The sequence below is a fragment of the Moorena sp. SIO3I6 genome (assembly GCF_010672095.1).
Map to the genome: position 1 here is coordinate 1 of NZ_JAAHHU010001212.1, position 1,549 is coordinate 1,549.

The window sequence follows — 1,549 nt, forward strand, 5'->3', positions numbered from 1 at the left end:
TCTCACTATCTTTGCCACACTCACCATATTTACTACACTTCCCACACTACCTGCTCCGAAGTCCCTACTCCCTGCTCCCTACTCCCTACTCCCTCAAAAAAAAATTTTCAAAAATTTTCAAAAAATGTTATAATATGGTATTTTTTGTGATACAATGAAATTGTGGAGGTTAAAATCCACGGGAAGAGCCAGCCTAAGAGTTTTCGCAGGCTGGAAGGCTGGCTCTTGGTCCCCTTTACAGGAGATAACTTAATATTATGTCCCATAGATGCCTATACCCATGGGTGATGGTTCGGCTATTGCCACCGATGCCACCAGTCGTTTTCGCTCGGTTTGACAACCCTGCTGATGCTAAGGGCTATGTGCAGGTCCTGAAATTGCTGATGCCTGGTGCCAAGTTTCTAATTTTTCTTGTTCGCGTAGCGTGACCTTTGGTCAATCACGGAGTAATTCCGTAGGGTGTGTTAGGGGCGGGCTTGCCATCATGTTCAACCTCATAGCAAGTGTTGGGAAAGCCCGCCCCGTAACGCACCACCCAAGGTCTCACCCTCATTTTCGCGGTAGCCATGGTTGGGACAGCGCGTCCGAAAATCTTGATCACAGGCAAGATGCCTGTTCTACCAACAACCCAATTCCACCAACATCCCTGTGAGGAAAATCTTGACCACAGGCAAGATGCCTGTTCTACCAAGAATCCAATTCCACCAACATCCCTGTGAAGAAAATCTTGACCACAGGCAAGATGCCTGTTCTACCTACATGCCAATTCCACCAACATCCCTGTGAGGAAAATCTTGTTCACAGGCAAGATGCCTGTTCTACCAAGAATCCAATTCCACCAATATCCCTATGAGGAAAATCTTGATCACAGGCAAGATGCCTGTTCTACCTACATGCCAATTCCACCAACATGCTGGTGACCAAAATCTTGACCACAGGCAAGATACCTGTTCTACCAACATGCCCATGCCACCAATATCCCTGTGAAGAAAATCTTGATCACAGGCAAGATGCCTGTTCTACCAAGATCTCAATTCCAGCAACATGCCAATTCCACCAACATGCCCGTTCCACCCACCGGGTCAAACAGCTGGGGATCCCCCCTAACCCCCCAAAACAGCGGGGGGAATACTTACCACACCTCCCACCCTCCCCGCACCCCACACCCCACACCCCACACCCCACAACCGACTCCCGATTAAACTTAGAAGATAACCTCCACTACCAAGTCGTCATAGTCTAAGTCACCACCAGCAAAAGTATCCTCGAAACCAAACCGATTGTCCCCTAGTAGGCGGACGTGATCAAATTGATCGGGGTTAGCGCTCAAGAAACTAAAGTAGGCATTCAGACCGGAACCCTGCTGATTCGTGGGATTCTGAGTCAGGAACTCTTCAACAGTGCCATTAGCAATTAGGAAGGGAGCTAACAATACACCACCGGATACCCCACTGGCTAAATCTACCTGGTTGGAAACTGCAAGCTCTGTATAACCGGCATCACCAGGGTTGAGATTGCCAATTTTACCACTAGCATCATCAACCTGATA

General features: G+C 48.2%; 4 protein-coding genes. 3 read left to right on the forward strand and 1 reads right to left on the reverse strand.

Annotated elements, in window-relative coordinates:
• Positions 1-257: 257 nt before the first annotated feature.
• The 3 genes from F6K49_RS47790 to F6K49_RS47800 all read left to right on the forward strand — a co-directional run bounded on the left by F6K49_RS47790 (position 258) and on the right by F6K49_RS47800 (position 987).
• Positions 258-428: a hypothetical protein gene (locus tag F6K49_RS47790; protein ID WP_293109604.1), complete on the forward strand. Its 171-nt coding sequence runs from the start codon at positions 258-260 to the stop codon at positions 426-428.
• 138 nt (positions 429-566) lie between these two features.
• Entirely contained in the window at positions 567-719 is a 153-nt protein-coding gene (locus F6K49_RS47795) for a hypothetical protein (protein ID WP_158069632.1), read from the forward strand.
• Between the two features lie 130 nt (positions 720-849).
• Positions 850-987, forward strand: coding sequence for a hypothetical protein (locus F6K49_RS47800; protein ID WP_158069633.1), 138 nt, complete (start codon positions 850-852; stop codon positions 985-987).
• Positions 988-1,204: 217 nt separating this feature from the next.
• Here the strand turns inward: F6K49_RS47800 and F6K49_RS47805 are convergent.
• Positions 1,205-1,549 (reverse strand): DUF4114 domain-containing protein (locus tag F6K49_RS47805; RefSeq protein WP_293109607.1); only part of this gene is annotated, 345 nt, incomplete at its 5' end.

What these genes read in the sequence shown, in the direction of transcription:
- F6K49_RS47790 (WP_293109604.1), top strand. Translation starts at nt 258, where the DNA reads ATGTCCCATAGATGCCTATACCCATGGGTGATGGTTCGGCTATTGCCA.
- F6K49_RS47800 (WP_158069633.1), top strand. Translation starts at nt 850, where the DNA reads ATGAGGAAAATCTTGATCACAGGCAAGATGCCTGTTCTACCTACATGC.
- F6K49_RS47795 (WP_158069632.1), top strand. Translation starts at nt 567, where the DNA reads ATGGTTGGGACAGCGCGTCCGAAAATCTTGATCACAGGCAAGATGCCT.